At 47.8% G+C, this 15,441-nt stretch carries 13 protein-coding genes; 5 read left to right on the top strand and 8 right to left on the bottom strand.

All coding sequences use genetic code 11. The features are described from left to right. Position 1 precedes the first annotated feature (1 nt). Positions 2-1,393 (bottom strand): Gfo/Idh/MocA family protein, encoded by a 1,392-nt coding sequence (locus B153_RS0129655; RefSeq protein ID WP_020600383.1) that lies wholly within the window; start codon positions 1,391-1,393, stop codon positions 2-4. Positions 1,394-1,492: 99 nt separating this feature from the next. After that, on the bottom strand, positions 1,493-2,275 hold the full coding sequence (locus B153_RS0129650) for an NIPSNAP family protein (RefSeq protein ID WP_026262553.1): 783 nt from the start codon (positions 2,273-2,275) through the stop codon (positions 1,493-1,495). 333 nt (positions 2,276-2,608) lie between these two features. Here B153_RS0129650 and B153_RS0129645 point away from each other — a divergent pair, with 333 nt between their 5' ends. Continuing rightward, positions 2,609-2,947, top strand: a complete 339-nt coding sequence (locus tag B153_RS0129645) for a hypothetical protein (RefSeq protein ID WP_020600381.1) — start codon at positions 2,609-2,611, stop codon at positions 2,945-2,947. Between the two features lie 759 nt (positions 2,948-3,706). Here B153_RS0129645 and B153_RS0129640 read toward each other — a convergent pair. From B153_RS0129640 to B153_RS0129630, 3 genes are all read right to left on the bottom strand, one after another. After that, positions 3,707-4,147 (bottom strand): hypothetical protein, encoded by a 441-nt coding sequence (locus B153_RS0129640; protein WP_020600380.1) that lies wholly within the window; start codon positions 4,145-4,147, stop codon positions 3,707-3,709. A gap of 240 nt (positions 4,148-4,387) precedes the next feature. Then, the gene (pth, locus tag B153_RS0129635) at positions 4,388-4,948 is read right to left on the bottom strand and encodes an aminoacyl-tRNA hydrolase (RefSeq protein WP_020600379.1); all 561 of its coding nucleotides are present in this window, start codon (positions 4,946-4,948) and stop codon (positions 4,388-4,390) included. 65 nt (positions 4,949-5,013) lie between these two features. Beyond that, positions 5,014-6,867 carry a T9SS C-terminal target domain-containing protein gene (locus B153_RS0129630; RefSeq protein WP_026262552.1) on the bottom strand — a complete coding sequence of 618 codons (1,854 nt, stop codon included), beginning with the start codon at positions 6,865-6,867 and terminating at the stop codon, positions 5,014-5,016. A gap of 118 nt (positions 6,868-6,985) precedes the next feature. Between B153_RS0129630 and pyrR the strand changes: the two genes are divergently transcribed. Both pyrR and B153_RS0129620 read left to right on the top strand, forming a co-directional pair. Further along, a complete protein-coding gene (gene pyrR, locus B153_RS0129625) occupies positions 6,986-7,525 on the top strand; it encodes a bifunctional pyr operon transcriptional regulator/uracil phosphoribosyltransferase PyrR (protein WP_020600377.1) in 540 nt (179 codons plus the stop codon). A gap of 120 nt (positions 7,526-7,645) precedes the next feature. After that, positions 7,646-10,219 (top strand): DUF5686 and carboxypeptidase-like regulatory domain-containing protein, encoded by a 2,574-nt coding sequence (locus B153_RS0129620; protein ID WP_020600376.1) that lies wholly within the window; start codon positions 7,646-7,648, stop codon positions 10,217-10,219. Between the two features lie 21 nt (positions 10,220-10,240). Here B153_RS0129620 and B153_RS0129615 read toward each other — a convergent pair whose 3' ends face one another. After that, complete coding sequence (locus B153_RS0129615; RefSeq protein ID WP_020600375.1) at positions 10,241-11,284, bottom strand: sensor histidine kinase; 1,044 nt, start codon at positions 11,282-11,284, stop codon at positions 10,241-10,243. Positions 11,285-11,290: 6 nt separating this feature from the next. Then, a complete protein-coding gene (locus tag B153_RS36995) occupies positions 11,291-12,376 on the bottom strand; it encodes a sensor histidine kinase (RefSeq protein ID WP_020600374.1) in 1,086 nt (361 codons plus the stop codon). A gap of 165 nt (positions 12,377-12,541) precedes the next feature. On the opposite strand from B153_RS36995, the gene fdhD reads away from it, so the two are divergent. Next, entirely contained in the window at positions 12,542-13,375 is an 834-nt protein-coding gene (gene fdhD / locus B153_RS0129605; protein WP_020600373.1) for a formate dehydrogenase accessory sulfurtransferase FdhD, read from the top strand. A 68-nt stretch (positions 13,376-13,443) separates the two neighbouring features. Here fdhD and B153_RS0129600 read toward each other — a convergent pair whose 3' ends face one another. Then, entirely contained in the window at positions 13,444-14,307 is an 864-nt protein-coding gene (locus B153_RS0129600) for a diacylglycerol/lipid kinase family protein (RefSeq protein WP_020600372.1), read from the bottom strand. Between the two features lie 154 nt (positions 14,308-14,461). On the opposite strand from B153_RS0129600, the gene B153_RS0129595 reads away from it, so the two are divergent. After that, positions 14,462-15,415 (top strand): App1 family protein phosphatidate phosphatase, encoded by a 954-nt coding sequence (locus tag B153_RS0129595; protein ID WP_245564970.1) that lies wholly within the window; start codon positions 14,462-14,464, stop codon positions 15,413-15,415. Positions 15,416-15,441 lie beyond the last annotated feature (26 nt).

The following is a 15,441-nucleotide window of genomic DNA, read 5'->3' as shown; positions in this document are numbered from 1 at the left end:
ATCAGGCCGTTGGGGGTGAACCACGGAAGGCATCTTTCTTCTGGACAGCCGCTAGTTTTACGGGTTTTCCTTCGCGAGCCGACTGATAAATGGCTTCCATAATTTTCTGATCCTGAAGCCCTTCTTCGCCCGGCGTAAAAGGAGTTTTGTTGGCCAGAATACATTCCGAAAAGTGGTCTATTTCGGTGGCAAACTGATCCTGGTCACCAATCTCGTGCTGTGTTTCCTGATTCTGGTTGCCCTGCGCCTGGCTAGTAGCCAGCTTTAGCCCTTTATACGGGAAAGCGGGGTCCATTTTTATCCAGCCTTTGTCGGCCAGTACTTTGTAATTTTTATCGTCATGATGACCGTAACTGGTCGCGCAACAAGCCTGAACCCCACTCGGAAATTTCATCAACCAGTTTACCTGTTCCTCCACTTCTGTAAAACGAGGATCATTGGGTGTACTGTGCACATAGCCAATGACTTCAGAAGGCTCTTCGCCCAGTAGATACCGGATGGTGTTGAGGCAATACAAGCCTACATCGGGCAAGCTACCTCCACCCGCCAGGGCCTTCTTGAATCGCCAATGGTCAGGATTGTCGGAGTTTTGGCCATTATTAGCCATGATCGATTTGATTTTGCCAAACTGCTCTTTTTGAACCATTTCCCGAACGATCTTGTGATGCGGTTCATATTGAATCCGATACGCTATCATCAGCTTGCGGTTGGCTTTCTGGCAGGCATCGATCATGGCCTGACACTCGGCGGCCGTATTCGCCATGGGTTTTTCGCAGAGAATATGCTTTCCCGCCTGTGCTCCACGAATGGTATATTCGGCGTGCATGCCGTTGGGCAGTACGATGTAGATCGCCTGTACGTCTTTGTTGTCGCGCAGCTTGTCGTAGTCGGTATAGCTGTAACAACTTTCTTTTTTGATCCCGTACTGAGCCGCTACTTTCTGCAATTTCTCAGGGCTGCCACTGACCAACGCTACCACTTTCGATTTTTTAGCCGTGCTGAAGGCCGGTAAAATCTGATTAAGGGTTAAATGTCCGAGTCCAACCACCGCGTAGCCAACCCGCTGGTCGTTTGGTAGGGGAGTAGGTGTTGGCGCTTCTTCCTGTTCCGTTTTCGCTTTGATCGGTTCCAGTTCAATCGGTTTGGCGGGGTCAGACGGCACCGTAGCGGGTGGCGAAGTGGCTGGTAAGTTTGGGACCGGGCCACTGGGTGTATGGGTCGTTTCTGTAGTTGCAGCAGTGGATTCGGGCTTTTTATCACAGGAAGCAAGCATACTGCCCACGCTGCCTACGGCCAGACCTCGGCCCGTTAGCTCCAGGAATTCCTGACGGGATACACGACCATCAATTGGTTTATCGAGTAAAAAGTTAACAAAACGATCAATCGGTTTCATAACGCATTAAGTTTACGTCATGAAACCGATTGTGAGAGAGGTTGTTTAGCGAAAAGCCAAAATCTGAGGTTTTGCAGGATAGACTTTATCGACCCATCCTTACTTGATAGGTGAGTAGTCTGTTGGTTTCATATAAATCGACTCGACTTTAGTCGTTAATGCACCATCTTTCTCCGATTCGGCTTTGACCTTTACCCATTTGGGGTCTTTTCTGAACTCATCGAAATGCTGTTTGCCTTCGGCTTCGCTCGGATGGGCCAGAATGTACACCAGTTTGGATTGGGCAGTTGGGTCTTTCTCCTGGGTGATCCAGTAGCCAATATGGGTCATGCCATGTTTGCTGAATAGCTTGATGGTATGATCGCGGAAACGGGTCAACAGATTCGGTAATTTGCCCGGAGCAGGTGTGTACGTACGCAATTCAAACGTACGCTCGGGCGATTTTTGGGTCAGTTTGATCTTTGGAGAAATATCGGACTCCGTCATAAAGATTTGATCCACATGATCGACCAACTTTCCATTGGCTTCCGTTTTGGCTACCACAGCTTTCCATTCCGGGTCGCTGCCAAAGGCTTTCCAGGAAGCATCCCGAGCTTCCCGACTCGGATACGCCAGAATGTAGATCAATTCCTTATTGGTCGTATCGGTAGGGGTCCAATAACCAATATTTTCCATCCCATGTTTCTCGAAAATCTTTAGGGTGTATTGCCGAAAGCGATCAACAATTTCGGCATACTTACCCGGTGTTGGGTGGTAAATTCTAATTTCATAAAACTTAGAATCCGCCTTAGGATGGTTGGTTTTGCCTGGATTGGGATTCCCCAGCGTAACTGTGCTCATAAGCAAACCAACCGTAAGGAGGGAATAAAGCGAAGTGGCCATTTTTGTTTTGAAGATAAATAGTATGATACCCTTTCGCATAGAAGCGCATTTCGGCATTTTTCTAACTTAACGAATCCGTATTCTTTACGTAAAACAAACTGATCCAAACGGAGTAACTGGCTGCGTGCTAGCGGCAGCCTGTAGTTGGTAGACGAATGAATACAATAACATAAGAAATAAGAACAAAAGAAGCAGGAAACCGTTTAGACTAGAAAGTTGACTTGTGTAACAAATAGTATATTTAGTTTATTATTTGTTACCGAAAAATTAAATTTATTTTGATTTAATAGTTTTATATTTAGGTTTATATAAAAATGTAATATTAATGTAGCTATGGAAGTGCAGGTAAAAGCTGTTAAGGAACGCCTGATACAACTGCTCGACACGGTTACGGGAGATGGAGCCGAGTATATCTTTCATTCAACGAGTCAGGACAAGGCCTATAGAGTGCTGATCAAAACGCCACTAGGGCATACCAAAATTTGTGTGCCTCATCAGTTACTGGAGCAGGATATATTGTCTTATCAGGATAGGCTGTCAATTTTTTATCAGATTTTTCCACAGGAAGTGCTCTGGAAAATCAGGAACTCAAATCCTGATGAAATACACATACCGGAGTATAGGCATAAGCCCCGAATAAACTGGCAGCGTATGTTAAGCTGGTTTTTTTAGCAGCATAACCTATCTAGTTATCTGCATCAAAGTCTCACTCAGCAGAAGTAAAACAGCCCCATCAGAAACGACGGGGCTTATAAACGGATAAGGCAGTATGGGTATACAGGAAACTACTATTTAGACTCGGATCGTTTTCAAAAGGTAACAAAAAGTACTACTACAAAAAAAACGCTGACTTTTTCAAGTCAGCGTTTCCCATATACCCATATATGTAATCCATGCTAATCTGTTTCCAGATCACAATGAACGTATAACGCCAGCAACAATAACCGGGCCAACTACCCTGGCAGACATTGTGTCAGCCTCGTTTACTATAAAAAAATGCCAGTTCTAAAAGAGCTGGCATTTTTGTTTCTTGTCTACTTTACTACTCTGAATATCAATTCTGATATTTAGTAACAACAAAGATAGTAAAATAGAAATATGTAAACAAAATTATATTCGCTGATCCACGGAATATTTTCAGAATTTCTGTGCCAGTTTTTACCTGGCTTACTACTTTATTAGCGTACGGCCTCTGTGTACTGAATAGACGAGGCAAAACCTCAAAAAAATAGTCTGCAGTAGTCTGGGCTGCAAGCCTTTAGGGCAACCTACTGAATAAGCCTATACCCCTGTAAAACAAGATAAGGTTCCCTGATCTTTGCAGAGAACCTTATACTGACTATTCCTAAACCCTTAACCTTTTCTACATGAAAAACTAACTTTTACTCTTTTCTGTTCCAAATCCCGTTTGAAAACCGGATTTAATTCAAATTATTGAATGTCAGCGGCTTGGCTCAAGGATTGATTCGCATCCCAAAGGAAATTGATCATCCTGGCCGTATACCCGGCCTGATTCATCCAATGACTGGCAACCGCATCATTGCGTTTAGCCAGTTTATTTTTCAATTGAGCGGCTGCTTCGTTGAATTTAGCACGGTCGTCAGAGCTGAGGTTCAGCACAGCGGCCGGGTTTTGATTGTACAACGAGACTACGCTCATAAAGTTTTGCCAGGTGGTAGTATTTGAATACTTGGCAATGTTTTGTTCGACGTAAGAAGCGAAATTCTTCTGCGAACCATTGACAAGCATTGTACTTGCCGGCTTGTTGGCGGCCGGGCTATCATCAGTATTGGTGGTGGTAGCCGCGTCTGCCTGAGATGTCGCTAATCCTAATCCAAGAATCAGTGATGCAAAGATAACACGCGATTTCATTGTTTTGTTCTATTTGGTTTCAGTTATTGAACGCACAAATATCCGTAGAAATTCCTGAATCGCAAGTGCTATATATGGGCGTTTTTAGAATTATATTCCGAATTTAATCTTGATAGAGCGGTATTTTTTTGACTATTCCGTTTTTTTAAAACTAAAAACGGAATAAAATTCTGCCTCAGAACCAATTAGTATCCATAAAATATGCCTTGGGAAAATTATAAAATTCTTTAAAAAGTCATATCATTGGTTGTAATTGTTCATGGCCGCCTGTATCCCCAAAGTACAAAAAGAGAGAACGGCATTGCCCGCCCGGTCCAAATAGTCGGGCAATTGGATTAATTCGTCTTCCGGAAACTGGCCCAGCACGAAATCAACCTGCCGGCCTTTCGAAAAATTATTGCCTATACCGACCCGAAGGCGGGCGTATTCCTGGGTTCCCAAAAGCTCATCGATATTTCGTAAGCCGTTATGACCGCCCGGCGATCCCTTTGGCTTCAGGCGTAGTTTGCCAAAGGGTAAATCTTTGTCGTCAGTAATAACCAGCAGATTCTCAACGGGTATTTTCTCCTGTTTGAGGTAATAGTTTACGGCCTTACCACTCAGGTTCATGTAGGTGGTTGGTTTAATGAAAAAAAGCTGTTTGCCTTTGTACTGCCATTGAGCGGTATAGGCCAGCCGGGTCATTGAAAAGGAGAAACCATGTTGAGCCGCTAGTCGGTCAAGAACCATAAAACCGGCATTGTGGCGAGTAAGCGCATATTCGGGGCCAATATTGCCCAGGCCAACGAGTAAAAATTTCATAAGCGTGCATAAATAATCCCGTCGGCTCTGTAAAAGAAAGCGTGTCGACGGGAGGGTATAATCGATTAGTTCAATAAAGCTACCGACTCCCGGTATGTGGTTTGGGTGCCGTTGGGAAACTGGCAATCCAGTCGGTATGTGTATGTGCCGACTGGTATAGGCTGACCGTTCTGCTGTCCATCCCAGATTGAATCGCCACTTGTCAGCACAAAATTAGCACGATTATAAATCACCGTACCCCATCGATCGTAGACGGTGAATTGGGTGATCGTGAGTGATGGAAACGCAAAATAAACCTTAAGCTCATCATTATAGGTATCCCGATTGGGAGAGAAGGCCGTTGGCAGGTGAATCAGATTGGCACAATCAAGGCCAATAACGATCGTTTGGCTTACCGCACAGTTGTTGGCATCTTTGGTCAAAAGCGTATAGGTGCCTGCCTTTAGCCCCGAATAGGAAGTGACTGGTTTATAAGGGCTACCGTTGAGCGAGTAGACAAACAACTGCCCGGCGGGTTCATTTATACGCAGTGTGGCATTAGCTTGTCCGCAGTTTTCGGGGGTAGTTTCTACATCGGACAATGAGGGCCCTGCGCTGGCAGCTATACTGACCGACTGGCTTGCCGTACAGCCTTCTGCATCTTTGGCGGTCAATAAATACGTCCCTGCCTTGAGTCCTGTAAAAATAATGTTACTCTGAAACGGCTGATTGTCGAGACTATATTCTATGGGCGTTTTGCCTCCCGACACGCTCAAACTTACCTGCCCGTTGGATTGGTTGCAGGAGGTAGGGGTAATGGCTGTCCCCTGAATACTGACCGGATTAGCCGCCGGCAAATTCACCGCACTATTGGTTTCACAGCCATTGGCATCGCGAGCACGCAGGGTATAAGCTCCACCCGCGAGTTTCGTAAATAGCGGACTGGATTGGTACGATTGACCATAATTGATGGAGTAGGTAAGGGGTTCCTTCCCCGAGGCCACAACACTCACTTCGCCATTGGCCGTTTCGCAGTGTGGCGGAGTACTTTTTAAAGCCGTAATCGTAGGTCCTGTATCGGGTGTAATCGCGACGATCTGAGAAGCCTGACAGCCAGCAGTATCTTTTGCCACAACGGTATAAGAACCCGGTCGTAAACCCGCAAACAGCGGGTCACGCTGAAAAGGACCGTTATTTAGATTGTATTGCCAGCCGGTAGAACCGGAAGCCGTCACTGAAATGGAGCCGTTGGCTTTATCGCAGCCTGTATTATTGGAGATTGCCTTGACAACAGGATCGGAAATTTCGACCGTGATCGGAATAGCCGGACTTTCGTTTTGGTATAGCGTTTGGGTGACGTAGAAAGTGGTTGTTTTCGTAATGCTGGGACTGTAGCGATTACCAGTGGCCAGCAGGGTTGTTTTAGCTGCCGACGAATACCAGCGGATGTTCTGGCCGGTGAGCAAGAGATTGACGGGCTGCCCTTTGCAGTACGTAGTTCCGGATTTTAAAACAATTCGGTAAAGCTCCATCTTGCCACTGCCCGATTCTCTGCAGGTCGTACCATTTTCAATGTATTCATACGTCCCCAGCATGCTTTCGTCGACTGAGCTATATGTCAATTTGGCTCGCCAGAAACATACATCGTTGACAGCTGTACTGCCATTTTTGTCAGATTCTGAGAACGAGACTATCGGATTGTCCAGTGTGCCGGATACATACACCAGTCCGCTGAATGGTAGATTGGGATTAGACGATTGCGCCGTGCCACTGATGGTGAAGTTGGCCTGTGTAAGCGTCAGGGCATAATTGAAGATTTTCTGGCCTGGCACGCTTGGCGTAGTAATACCCACCCAATAGCCCGCTATACTCTGAGCGTCAACCGAATTAAATACGGTTGTCAGCAGAATAAAAAGAAGCAGGCGTATTCTTCGTTTCATAGCCATCGCGTAGTTTCAAACGAAGTGCGATTCTACGGAATGGCTAAGATAACGACAATCCTGTATTTGCTGACAATTACGCACCAATGGCTATCGATGAAAAGACTATCTTTACTCCATGAATCAACAACGCCTGATTTTATCCAGCCCGCTGCTCGAAATCGTAATAAGTCGGCTGGTACAGCAATTGATTGAAACCTACCAGGATTTTGCTGATACCGTAATTCTGGGGATGCAGCCGCGAGGAATTTATTTTGCCGAACGGGTTGCCCGCGAACTGCACACCACCCTGGGCTATGCCGTGCCTTTGGGGTATCTGGATGCTACCTTTTACCGGGATGATTTCCGTCGGCGTGATTCCCCCCTTCGGCCCAATACCACGCACGTCCCTTTTATTATTGAAAACAAGCGCGTTATTCTGATCGACGATGTACTGGCAACAGGTCGTATGGTGCGGGCGGCACTCGATGCAATGACGGCCTTTGGACGGCCCCGGAAAGTAGAACTGCTGGTATTGATTGACCGACGCTACAATCGCGATTTGCCTATCAAGCCTGACTACACGGGAAAGCGGGTAAACACCCTCGAATCGCAGCGGGTACTGGTCGAATGGACCGAGCAGGGGGCCGAAGCCGACCGAATCTGGCTTGTTGGTTAATAGTATGTGACACTATCCAATAATGTATTGACAGTAAGGGTTTTATTTGTAGTATCATCTAGTGCTTTCTACCTAAGTATTGGCAAGTTTTTTGTAACTTGGCAGACCGTAATTTAATCTATGAAACGTCTGCAACGTCTACTCTTTTTCTTTTCCTGTCTTCTCCTTGCCAATACCTTCAGCGTGGTAAAAGCGCAGACTAATTTTACTGTTACTGGTCTTGTTACAGATTCGAATACTGGCGAGCCAATCCCCTTTGCCAGTGTTTCGCTGGTAGGGCGTCGGGTGGGTACGCTGACAGACGAAAAAGGCCGATATACGTTAGTTGCTAAAATCCTGACAGACTCGATGGCGGTTAGCTCGATGGGCTATAAAACGCTGCGGCTGGCTATCAATCCTGAGCGTCCATCACAGGCTGTCGATTTTAAGTTGCAATCTGCTGGTACGGCTTTGCAGGAAGTGACCGTTAAAGCGGGTGAAAATCCGGCCTGGCGTGTGCTTCGTCAGGTACGCAAAAATCGAAATAGCAACGACCGCAAGCGTCTGGCTGCTTATGAATACGATAGCTATGTAAAGACCGAAATTGCGCTGAGTCATGTTTCGGATCGAATGCGCCGGAATCCGCTCATCAAACGGATCAATCAGGCCATGAGCCAGCACGACTCCATTATGGACGACGAGGGGCATAAGTTACTACCGCTTCTGGCGTCGGAATCGGTATCGCGCTATTATTTTCGGACGGCACCCGAACGCAAACGGGAAGACATTCGGAAAACCCGGATCAAAGGTGTAGCGGTCGATGATGCCGGATTAAGTTCGCAGTTGCTGGGTGGAACAAATCTGGTCAGTCAGAACTTTTACGACAACTACATCCCGATTCTGGGAAAAGATTTTGCCTCGCCCATTGGGGATAACTGGAAAAACTGGTACGAATTTTTTCTGGCCGATACGACCCAGATTGGCGACCACATCTGTTACGAAATTCAGTTTGATCCTAAACGGCCCGAAGATCTTGTATTTACCGGCAAAGCCTGGATCGATACGACGACGTTTGCTCTTTGTCAGATTGAAACTAAAATTGGCAATGCGGCCAACCTGAACTACGTTCGCTCGCTGACCATTGAGCAGGAACTGGAATCGACTACAGATTCAACGGCCGCAACCAGCGGTACAGCAGGCTGGCTCCCCGTCAGTATTCGCTTGTCGGCCAACCTGACCGGGGTTGGTAAGCAATCGCTGGGATTACGGGCACAGGTTACCCTTCGAAACAGCAATATTGTGGTAAACCGACCGAGACAGCCATCATTCTATGAGCAGGCTATTGAACCGAGCGATACCGTAGCAACCCAGAATGAAGCCTTCTGGAGTTCGGTGCAGAAAAACCTTGCCGGTTCTGACTCGCTCAACAAAGAGGATCGAAAAACCCGCGACATGATTGATAAACTGCGGGCGGTTCCGGCGGTGAAGAAAGCCGAAGCAGTCGGCCAAATTCTGGTGACGGGTTTTTACAAACTGGGTGGGGTCGATCTGGGGCCTTATCCGTACCTCTTTGCCATTAACAGTGTAGAGGGGTTGCGGACACGCATCGGTTTTCGAACCAATGATCAGTTTAGCCGAAACTGGATATTGCGGGGCTATCTGGCATACGGAACACTGGACAATAAGTTTAAATACGGCGCGGAAATAGATTACCTGTTTTCGCGCCAACACTGGACGCTCGCTGGCATGCGGGTGTCGTATGATCTCGAACGGCTTGGCTTGACCCCCGAACTCATCGGGGGCAATCGGATGTTTTATGCATTAAGCCGATTTGGACGATACCGGGGAGGTTACGAAAGCTATCAAAAGGAAATTTTCTTCAAAACCGAACCCGTCAAAGGCGTATTGTTGACGACTATGCTGGGTACGCGTACGTTCGACCCGCTCTTTCCATTTCATTATCGGCTCGAACCTGAACTGGGCGATCAGTCGCCTTTACGATCCGATATTGACGATGCCTACTGGTCGATTGAAGCACGGCTGGCCCGAAAAGAAAAGTACATTATGGATGGCAACGAACGGATTACGCTGGGCACGAAACGGGCTCCTGTCGTAACTATTCGGTATACACGTGGATTGAAATCATTAGGCGGAGAATATAATTACCATCGGATTACGATGCGGGCGCAACAGTCGCTTCGGCTTGGTCCGCTCGGTCGTATGACTTACCTGATATCGGCCGGTTATACCCCCAATGTCATGCCAGCACCGATGCTTTTTCCGCATATTGGCAACCCGACGCCTTTGCTGACGACGAATACCTTCAACCGGATGCAGTTTTATGAGTTTGTCAGCGATCGATTTGTGGCCATGCATGTACAGCATCGTTTTGAAGGGCTGTTATTTAACCGCCTGCCGGGCATTCGCAAGTTCAACTGGCGGTTGATTGCCAATTTCGATGCACTCTGGGGTAGTTTATCGAAGGCAAACCAGCAGGTGGCTACGGGCAAACCATTGCCTGGTGGCGTACGGCCTATTTATTTTGGGGCACTCGATGGAGGCATTCCGTATATGGAAGTGGGCTATGGTATCGACAATATTTTCAAACTGATTCGTATCCAGGCTATCCACCGGCTCAACTATCTAGACGATGGTCCCAACGGCATCCCGCTCAACTCCTTTGCCCTGAAAGCCTCAGCAACCATAAGCTTCTAAAGGATGTATGATGTAGAAGCCTCATACATCATACATCTTAATAAGCGGTATCGTAACCGTAAAATAGGGCTCTTCGTCCTCGATCGCTACATCGCCTTCGCCAAGCAGTTTGTATTTAGTGACAATATTCGCCAGCCCTACTTTAGTCGATAACATACGGCTGTTTTTTCGCTGCAAATTATTCTGAACGATCAGTTTGCCATCCTGACTGGTTTCGATCCGAATAAGCAGAGGCTGGTCGGGAAGAATAACGTTGTGCTTAACGGCATTCTCGAGCAGGAGCTGCAGGGTAAGTGGTGGAATCAGGTGTTGGTAGTATTGGTCACTAATGGCTTCTTCCAGACGGAGGTGGTCGCCGTGTCGGGTATGGAGCAGATGGAAATACGAACGGGTAAAGGCCAGTTCCTGATCGAGCGTAGCCAGCTCGGTTTCGTTGGCACGAAGCATGTACCGATATACGCTGCTCATCTCATCGATAAACTGCTGTGCCTGTTCGGGGTCTTCTTCAATCAGCGACGAAAGCGAATTAAGGGCATTGAATAGAAAATGCGGATTGATCTGCCCCTTCAATCCATCGAGCTGGCTCCGTAAGTTCGCCTGCTGTAGCTGATCGGCCTCGCGCAGGGCAGTATCCCATTGTTCGAACGTATAAATGCTTTCATGCACCACATTGACGATGAGATTGATGATAGCAGTAAGCAGAATGGTTAGTTGCAAACGGCCAGCATCGAAGACGAAGCCCGGAAACCGGAACCACGCATAGCCATAAAAACACGCCAGAATGACCGTCGATGACATTACCAGATGAATGCCCCAGGCCAGGCAAAGCCGCATGGCTATTTGGCGCACATACGGGAAGCGCCGACGAAGCCATACTGCCGGAACCGCATGAAGAAAGTAGGCGGGTGTCCAGATCAGGATGATGGCAATGGTGGCCAGTAGAAAGACATCCCAGCGCTCAAAATAGGTTGAGCCAAAGAGGGCGTAGTTGTTGAATCCGTAAATAGCGGGTAAAAGAAACAACGCAATGCGCGTATCCTGGCGGGTAAAAATATTCAGATTCACAGGACGTCAGATCACGATAGAATTGGGTTCATGCTGATTTTGGGAGGCCATCGGTAAACTTACCCGAAACGTTTTTCCGTTGTCGGAAATCTGAATGGGTGGCAACCCTAGAGCGCTATACTGAGTGACAAGCTGGTTTAAGCCACCTGGCTGCGTTTTTACCTGAATGCCCTTTTGCTGAACGGTATTCAGAACATCCAGTCGGTTTCCGCCCTGATACCGAATCGTAATGGTCAGTGGTTCTTCGGGGAGGAGCCGATTGTATTTGATCGCATTATCGACCAGAATCTGTAAGGTTAACGGAGGTAATAGCCATTCACCAGCCAGGTCGCCCAACTCCATTTGCCAGTGTAAGGCGGTTCCATAGCGTTCGTTCAGCAGATATCGATAGGCGTCCAGAAAAGCCAACTCATCGCGCAGGGGGGCCAGCGTGCGTTGCCCTGCCTGAAGCATATACCGATACACGCTCGAAAGTTCATCCAGAAAAACGCCCGCACGATGCCGATCCTCATTGATGAGCGCTGAGAGCGAGTTTAGGCTATTAAACAGAAAATGTGGATTGACCCGACTCTTCAACCGGGCTAGTTCGTTCTCCAGCCGTTTTTTCTTGACAGCCTCGGTTCGCTCAACCGCCTTCCGGTACTGACTCAGGTTATAGGCTCCTTCGTAATAACTCCCCACCACTATGGCGAAGAATAACGCCATAGCCACCGGAATCAAATAATCGATTGGGAATACAGGCTCAGGAATCAACCCGGTTGGGTCGAGCTGATAAAGAACACGAGTCTCAATAAATTGATCGAGAATCGTGAAAAGTGAATAGCCGCCGAACGTTTTAATGATACGCCTTCGGGTATTTTCCCGGCCAGGGTACTCCATCCGTACACGTATGACCCACCAAAGCAGTAAATGCCAAAGTATGGAGGTTGAAATTAATCCCCAGATACTCATCAGCAATACCAACTGCGGGTTGTAGCCATAAGCCACTATCGTCAGCCCCACAAACGGTACTACCGCCAGTGGAATACCAATCAGGCGAAGCCAGCGGTCGTGGAGGGCGTCGAACGAAAGGGCTGACAGAGGAACTTTCATGGATGAAAATTACGATATTTTGTTGGAAAACCCGTTGCCGATAGAAGGGGACGAATTTACCGGCCAACGGCGGTCAGCGACGCATTCTGCAGTAGGTCTGAACGTTGAAAAGAGGACGATAACTTTTACCTTTAACGCCCTGTTATCTTTCAAATTCGTTTACGTATGTCGCTTGTTGCTCCTACAACAATCCGAAAAGTTTCTGGTGAAACGGTCATCGAGCAACCGGATTTACTGGCTGTGGAAGAACCGCTGGAAATCCGGCTCGGTTTTGGCCCGGTCGAAGATCGTCAGCAACGTTCACTGGCCGTCACCATGCGGACGCCCGGTCACGATGCCGAACTGGCTATGGGGTTTCTGTTTACCGAAGGTATTGTACAGTCGCCCAATGAGATTATCTCCTGCCGTCATTGTGTACAGGATGCTGACAAGGAAGGAAATGTGATTCGGGTTGAGCTTCGGCCCGAAGTGACCATCGACTGGTCGCGGCTGGAGCGCAGTACGGTGGCCTCAGCCAGTTGTGGTTTGTGTGGCAAAACAACCATTGATGCCATCAAAGCGCTTACGCCCGGCCCTATCAACGCCGATTTTTTTATTGAACCGTCGACTCTGCACGCTTTACCCGGTCAGGTTCGCGAAATACAGCGGGCATATGCCTACACGGGCGGTATTCACGCGGCTGCTCTGTTCGATGCACAGGGTAAATTGCTATTGGTTCGTGAGGACATTGGTCGGCATAATGCCCTGGATAAGCTTATAGGGGCTGCCTTCTGGCAGAGCTGGCTTCCACTGCATCTATATGGCATTTTTCTGAGTGGCCGGGTCGGCGTCGAACTGGTACAGAAAAGCTGGATGGCTGGCATTCCACTCCTGGCGGCAGTGGGCGCTCCGTCGAGTCTGGCCGTACAAATGACTCAGGAAGCAAACATCACGCTGGCTGGTTTTGTCCGCGATGGGCGCTTTAACCTATACAGCCATCCCGACCGGGTTAAGAATTGAGTGATTGAGTGAATGAGTGATTGAGAAAGAATAGCTTGCGGAAGCATTTCACTCAATCACTCAATCACTCAATTCAAAATTACCGATAGAGCTGCGGGTTTGATCTGGGCATTGAGTTTGGTAATACGGCCCCGGTATTCGCCATCGATCTGAAAATAAGCTCGTTTGTGCGTTTCGATGGTAACGGACGTAGCCGGGTAGATCTCAATTTTTTTCGGGTCGAAGGGCTGGAACCGCCAGAATAATTTCAGGATTTCGCCAAACGACAGGCGTCGGAAAATAACCACCTCAAAACGTCCATCGGAAGGGTCGCCATCGGGATTGATAACGGCACCAGTACCATACATACGGGCGTTGGCCAGTACGACCATAAACGCAACACGTTGTACGCATTCGTCGTCGGTCTTGATTTCCAGCCGCAGTAACTGCCGTTTACGCAGTACTTTCAGAACACTTCGAAGATAGCCTAATTTACCGCGTAAATTGTTCTGTTCGTAATACTTTACGATGTGGGCATTTAACCCAATGTCGCTCAGGTGCAGACAAATATCATCGTTGTTTATCGAAATGACATCAATGGGTTTGGGCTTGCCATCAATCAGCAACTCCAGACTTTTTTGCAGGTCGGTGGGTATACCCAGTTCCCGAGCCATGCCATTGGCCGACCCTCCCGGCAGGATGCCTAAGGGTATGGGATTGTCAAGCAGTTGTTCAGCAACCAGTTTAATGGTTCCGTCGCCCCCAACAGCTACAACCCGGTCGGGTTTACACTGGCTGAGTTGCTTCTGAATGGTTTCGGCATCGGTCTTGCCGTCGAGGTAGCAGCGATGAACGGTATAGGGCCGATCGGCAAAGAACGCATCGATACGTTGCTCCCAATCTGATTTGTCGTGCCCGCCCGAAACGGGATTAATTATGAATAAAAAAGTCAACTTCTTCGTAAATTATGAGTTATAGATGGGATGTGCTTATGGATGCGCTATGGAAGCCACACAAGTTCAATTGGTATCTAAACAAAATTTAAGCCCCAAGGGTAAGTTGAAAGGGCATATTTTATCCTGGTTACGCTTAACTGACCAGCCTACGGTGAAAGTTTATCGTAGTTTTGGTAATGCACAGCAGTTAACCATTCATGGCAGTGCGCTCAGCCGAAGTGCATTACCCCGTGTACGTTATCGCCATAGTATCCTGGTTAATTTTTTCGGCCTGATTCGGCTGTTTCTGGTAAAGCCCTATTCCAGAGCCACTCTGGAGGTTTCGTTCGATGGCCGATCGGTTCATACACAATCCGATACTGATGGCTATTTTCGGGTCGATATGCCGCTAACCAAACCAATCCCCTCGGGTTGGCACACCATTCAGGTGAAACTACTGGCTGGTGAGACTTCGGCTGAAGGTGAAGGGCAGGTGCTGGTGCCCGACCCAACTCCGTTTGTTTGTATTTCGGATATTGACGATACATTTCTTATATCGCATTCCGCCAATTTGCTGAAACGTCTGAAGGTGTTGATCACCAAAAATGCCCATACCCGGGCACCCTTCGAGGGGGTGGTGGCCCATTATCAGTTATTAGCCGAAGCCAATAGTGGGCCTGGAGCGAGAAATGCATTTTTTTACGTATCGAGTAGCGAATGGAATCTGTACGATTATATTATCGATTTTTCGAAAAAAAACGGATTGCCGAACGGTGTGTACCTGCTAAGTCCCCTCAAACGGCTCGCTGAAGTGTTGAAAACGGGACAGGGCAAGCACATGACAAAGTTTATGCGGATCGTACGGATTCTGGAAATGTATCCGCAACAGCGATTTGTTCTGCTGGGCGACGATACCCAGGAAGACCCAACCATTTACGCGTCGGTGGCCGAGCATTTTCCTGCCCAGATCCGGTGCGTATACATTCGGCACGTACAGGCAAAGAATAAATCCAAAACCGAAGCTATATTGAAACGGATTGAGGCATTGAGCATACCCTATTGTTATTTTGCACACAGCGCCGATGCTCAGAAACATTCGATCGCTATCGGTCTGGTTGCTTCGTAAAGAACACCTATCGACCAGCAAACGCT

Origin of the sequence: Spirosoma panaciterrae DSM 21099, from assembly GCF_000374025.1 — a bacterium.
Taxonomy (GTDB): Bacteria; Bacteroidota; Bacteroidia; order Cytophagales; family Spirosomataceae; genus Spirosoma; species Spirosoma panaciterrae.
Note: the sequence above shows the minus strand (reverse complement) of the source record. Positions and strands in the feature narration are given on the sequence as shown.